Origin of the sequence: Sphaerospermopsis kisseleviana CS-549 (genome assembly GCF_028329225.1) — a bacterium.
GTDB lineage: Bacteria > Cyanobacteriota > Cyanobacteriia > Cyanobacteriales > Nostocaceae > Sphaerospermopsis > Sphaerospermopsis kisseleviana.
Map to the genome: position 1 here is coordinate 1 of NZ_JAQMTI010000263.1, position 4,984 is coordinate 4,984.

3 protein-coding genes and 2 pseudogenes are annotated in these 4,984 nt (G+C 39.9%); 3 read left to right on the forward strand and 2 right to left on the reverse strand.

Annotation, left to right across the window (positions count from 1 at the left end; translation table 11 throughout):
- Nucleotides 1-148: 148 nt before the first annotated feature.
- Nucleotides 149-421, reverse strand: coding sequence for an AbrB/MazE/SpoVT family DNA-binding domain-containing protein (locus PN497_RS20825; protein ID WP_096572901.1), 273 nt, complete (start codon nucleotides 419-421; stop codon nucleotides 149-151).
- Nucleotides 422-983: 562 nt separating this feature from the next.
- Here PN497_RS20825 and PN497_RS20830 point away from each other — a divergent pair.
- Both PN497_RS20830 and PN497_RS20835 read left to right on the forward strand, forming a co-directional pair.
- Nucleotides 984-2,327 carry an LLM class flavin-dependent oxidoreductase gene (locus tag PN497_RS20830; RefSeq protein ID WP_096572451.1) on the forward strand — a complete coding sequence of 448 codons (1,344 nt, stop codon included), beginning with the start codon at nucleotides 984-986 and terminating at the stop codon, nucleotides 2,325-2,327.
- Nucleotides 2,328-2,640: 313 nt separating this feature from the next.
- Nucleotides 2,641-4,179, forward strand: a complete 1,539-nt coding sequence (locus PN497_RS20835; RefSeq protein WP_096572450.1) for an amidohydrolase family protein — start codon at nucleotides 2,641-2,643, stop codon at nucleotides 4,177-4,179.
- 296 nt (nucleotides 4,180-4,475) lie between these two features.
- Here the strand turns inward: PN497_RS20835 and PN497_RS26030 are convergent.
- Nucleotides 4,476-4,736 (reverse strand): annotated as a pseudogene (locus PN497_RS26030) (IS1634 family transposase); the annotation flags it as partial.
- Between the two features lie 109 nt (nucleotides 4,737-4,845).
- Here PN497_RS26030 and PN497_RS20845 point away from each other — a divergent pair.
- Nucleotides 4,846-4,984, forward strand: a pseudogene (locus PN497_RS20845) (ISAs1 family transposase); the annotation flags it as partial.

A 4,984-nucleotide genomic window follows, 5' to 3' on the forward strand; every position in this document is an offset into this window, starting at 1 on the left:
AATATAATTCGCTACTACACAAACAAAGTCCACCTGCGTGGACTAACGAAAAATTAAGGATTTGAAACTTGCGTAGGCAGGTTTTGTCTGTGTAGATGTGATTTTTAATCGCCTAAGTTAGACTTTTCAAACATCCTCTAAGACAGATTTATTCACTTAAATACTCCTGTCTGCGTTCTTGGATGAGTTCATCTACCAAGTTTCTATCAGGTGATTTATCTTTTAATAAACCTCTTAATTTTTTAACTTGTTGTTTGAGGCTGACTAATTGGAGTTTTCCGTTATCTTCCAGAGTTAAAATTAATCTATCTCCAGATTGTAAATTAAGTATTTGTTGGATTTCTTGGGGTAAAGTTAAACGTCCTTCCGGTTCAATATCAAGTTTATAGTGTTGAGGACTTGATGAATTAGGAAGTGTCATAGCTTGATATTTCCTTATTTTATACATATTTCTAGTTTAGCAAAAATCAAAGCCTTCGTAAGTTGGGAAAATTATTTTCATTTATTTACTACCTGTACTCTGGAGTTTTTATACTTATATTTTAAGCTACTTTTATTTTACTCAGTAGTTAACACAAGTATAATTGTACTATATATTTTTTAAATTGAGCGATCTGCTTGCAGCAGCGCTTCGCTATCGCCCACTCTGCACACTCTAGAGCCGTCAAATATTTAGAATCTCTAAAAATTAGCCGCCAATAAATTTAGTTCACCATATTTTTTATAAAAAGGTACTTGCTTTTTCATGAGAGTTATGAGATTCTACTATTAATCTACGATAAATCAGTCGAGATACAGTAGTTTTATCAACAACCCACCACTAACGCTAATGCCTATAACTATAGCTAAGGAGTTGAAAAAGCTTTCCCAACAAATAAATATCAAATATGCGGCAGTCACATTGACATATCTGACAACTGCTATCCCAGAAAATTTTTATCATCCTATATTCATTGAGTAAAAAATATTACTTGGAGTCTCCGATGGGCAAACAACAAAAACAACTAAGACTAGGTGCATTTTTACCCGGAGCAGGTCAGCACGTAGCAGCTTGGCGACATCCTCAAGCACGGAGTAATGGCGCTCTCAACTTTGAGCATTATAAACAGATAGCCCAGACAGCCGAGCGCGGTAAATTCGACGCATTTTTTCTAGCTGATGGTTTAGCCTTACAACATCGTCCCGGTGCAGAAGGCCGGACAGCCTTTGGTGGAGACTTTGAACCTGTAACCCTATTTTCAGCCTTGTCTGCGGTGACAGAAAAGATTGGTTTTATCGCTACAGCCTCTACCACCTATGAAGATCCCTATATTCTCGCACGCAAATTTGCTTCCTTAGATCATATCTCCGGGGGGAGAGCCGGCTGGAATGTAGTGACAACAGGAAGTAGTGAAGCTGCTGGGAATTTCGGTTTAGAAGCCCATCCTATTCACGCAGAACGCTACATCCGCGCCCACGAATTTATTGATGTGGTTAAAGGTCTTTGGGATAGCTGGGAAGACGATGCTTTTGTCCGTGATAAAGAAACAGCTTTTTACTACGACCCCAATAAAATACATCAACTTAACCATAAAGGTAGATTCTTTTCCGTGCGCGGACCATTAAACATTGCCCGTCCGCCCCAAGGTCATCCTGTAATTGTACAAGCAGGTTCTTCTGAAGATGGTAAAGAATTAGCTGGTAAAACTGCCGAAGTGATATTTACTGCTCAACAAACCTTAGAAGATGCTCAAGCCTTCTACGCAGATGTTAAAGGTAGATTAGCAAAATATGGACGTACTCCGGATCAACTCAAAGTTATGCCTGGTGTTTTTCCAGTGGTGGGACTAACAGAAGCAGACGCACAAGCCAAATATCAAGAACTGCAAGATTTAATTCATCCCCAGGTTGGTTTGGCTTTATTACAAGGACTGATAGGGACGGATCTTTCCGCTTATCCTCTGGATGGACCATTGCCAGATTTACCAGACACTAATGATAACAAAAGCCGCCAAGCATTATTAATTGATATTGCTCGTAGACACAATTTTACCATTCGGGAACTGTATCAATGGATTGCAGGAGCGCGTGGTCATTGGACAATTATCGGTACACCAGTACAAATTGCAGATCAACTAGAAAGCTGGTTTCTCAATGACGCTGCTGATGGCTTCAATATTATGCCTCCTTATCTTCCTGGTGGATTAGATGATTTTGTTGATTTAGTAATTCCTGAACTACAACGTCGGGGTTTATTCCGCACTGAGTATGAAGGTACAACTCTGCGGGAAAATCTGGGTTTATCTCGTCCAGTTAATCAATTTCAAAAAGTATTAGCAGCAGTTTAAATAATTGGATTTCGCGCAGAGACGCAAAGGAGCAAAGTTTTAGATTTTAAATCCAAGGTTAAAGAAAATTTATTGTTCCCTTAGATCCCGTCAGCACAGACGTTAAAAGCCTACCGGAGTCTATGCAGACTATTGGAAAGTTAGGCTTGTCCAAAAGACAAGAATGTTCAATCTCACGTATTAAACCCAAGTCAAAATCAACAGCATGATCTCCCACAGATCCCCGATTTTTTGAAAATTCATAACTTTTAAATTCTGCAATTGTTTGAGAAGTCAGGGATCTAAGTTGTCTTGTAACTTTTCTAAGGAAAATATGACTAAATATAGCAAATTGAAAAGCTCTCCCTCCGCCGCAGTTAGAGCCAATCTGGATTATCCTGTCATTGATACTGATGTTCACACTAATGACTTTACTCCTGCCCTTGAGGATTATATTGCTCACTACGGCGGTGTGAAGCTGGTAGATGAATTACGCAAGGCTGAATCTTCTCGTCTTAATCCCAAGAGTGAAGGTAAAGACTGGTATCAACAAACTCCTGAAGAACGTCAATATAACCGGACATTGCGATCACCTTGGTGGGCTAGAGTTACCCGTAATACTTTAGATTTGGCTACCTACACTCTCCCTGCATTACTCTATGAACGTCAAGGGGAGCAAGGTTCAGATTATTCTGTATTATTTCCCAATAATGCCTTAGCTGCGGCTGGTGCAAGTAAGGAGAATCGGCAATTATTGCAACGGGCAATTAATCACTATCATGCTGATATTTACCGCAAATATAGCGATCGCCTAACAGTAGTAGCTGGTATCCCCATGACTACCCCCCAAGAAGCGATTGAAGAGTTGGAGTTTGCTGTAAAAACACTGGGGCTGAAAGTGGCAAATATCCCTGGTGGTGTGAGACGGCCAATTAAGGCGATCGCAGATAAATACCCAGCCGATCAATTCCCAGAAATTGGCAAATATGCCTCTTACATTGACTTTTTCGGGCTAGATAGCGAATATGACTATGATCCCTTCTGGGCTAAAGCCGTTGAATTAGGTGTACCTCTCACCACCCATTACGGTAGTCAAGGATGGACTGGACGCTCCTCCATTAGTAACTACATGAACAACCACATCGGTCACTTTGCTGATGGTTCACAAGCATTTGCCAAAGCATTGTTCTTTGGTGGTGTAACTAGACGCTTCCCCCAATTGCGTATCGGTATGTTGGAAGGTGGGGCAGATTGGGGCGCTCACGTCTACATTCATTTAGTAGACCGTTTCTCCAAGCGCAATTTAGAAGGACTGCAAAACTATAACCCAGATTTAGCTAATCCTGATGAGTTGTTTGAGTTGTTTGCAGAGTATGGTGGAGAAATTACTCAAGGACATTCCCTCAGCAAAGAGGAATTGACTAAAAGTGTACTAGGAGCTTCCTTCAACCGTCACAGTCGTTCACCAGTGGGTAGCGAATTGGAAGATTTTGGTGCAGCAGGGATTCAATCAATTGAAGATATACGCGATCGCTGGGTGAATAGTTTCTTCTTTGGTTCTGAATCAGATGATCGTACTATTGCTGCGGCATTCAACGATAAAGCCAACCCCTTGGGAGTCAAAATTAACGCCATTTACTCCTCTGATGTTGGTCACTGGGATGTACCCGATCTCACCGCGCCTTTAGCTGAAAGCTGGGATTTGGTGAGAGAAGGCGTAATTTCTGAAGCTGACTTCAAAGCTTATGTATTTGGCAATCCCTATAAATTCTACACCCAAGCCAACCCTGATTTCTTCAAAGGTACAGCCGTAGAATCTAAACTACCTAAGACCGAATCTCAAGTAGAGAACAAAACCTTGGTGGGTGTGTAAATGACCTGGTGAGGTTGCGCCAAAAAAAAAGAGTATCCAATCTTCTGGGATGGGCATCCTGCCCGTCCTTGATCCCACATTCCGCACTTCATAAAGTAGCATAATTAAACTACATTGACGGTCAATTAAAACTTATGGTTTGAACAATTACGTATCAGTGGAAAACAAAATTATGAACACACAAAGTTGAGATTTTATTTGTGTTTAAAAGATGTTTCAACAATAATATTTAATTCAAGGTGTGCAATCAGTTATCAAAAAGATAACCAATGAAATCGTCAAACCAGAGAGAACAACTAAGATAATAAATAATATTTTTGGCAAGTAGTAGGTAGGAATTGTAAGATATGACAATGCGACTCCGTTAAATTAAGAATTCGTTGAAATCCTTGTGTCATTAAAAGATGAATCCCTTAAAAACATTGAAATATCCATCTTAATGTGGGAGATTCTTTGGGTTTATTCAATTGATTTTTAACTGTGGATTTTTGTGCTTTCAATGATATTCTTAATTATCTTTGTCCTAAATTATAAACCAAAAGACATAATGCCATTAACCAGGGTAAGCTCATCTAATTTGGTATAAAATGAACTTGACAAAAGAAACAAGATAAGCAGCAGCGAGCAGAGAAAAATTTGACTTGACATGGGAGCAAAAGAAGTGGTGTAGTGATGGTTGTTCGGGAGCGTCGTCTTTGGAATCAAACTACTCGTGAGGTTCAATTTTATCTCTCTTCTTTACCCAGTGATGCTCAACTTTTAGGTCGAGCCATCCGTAAACATTGGGGAATTGAGAACCAAGCTC

What these genes read in the sequence shown, in the direction of transcription:
- PN497_RS20825 (WP_096572901.1), bottom strand. Translation starts at nt 421, where the DNA reads ATGACACTTCCTAATTCATCAAGTCCTCAACACTATAAACTTGATATT.
- PN497_RS20830 (WP_096572451.1), top strand. Translation starts at nt 984, where the DNA reads ATGGGCAAACAACAAAAACAACTAAGACTAGGTGCATTTTTACCCGGA.
- PN497_RS20835 (WP_096572450.1), top strand. Translation starts at nt 2,641, where the DNA reads ATGACTAAATATAGCAAATTGAAAAGCTCTCCCTCCGCCGCAGTTAGA.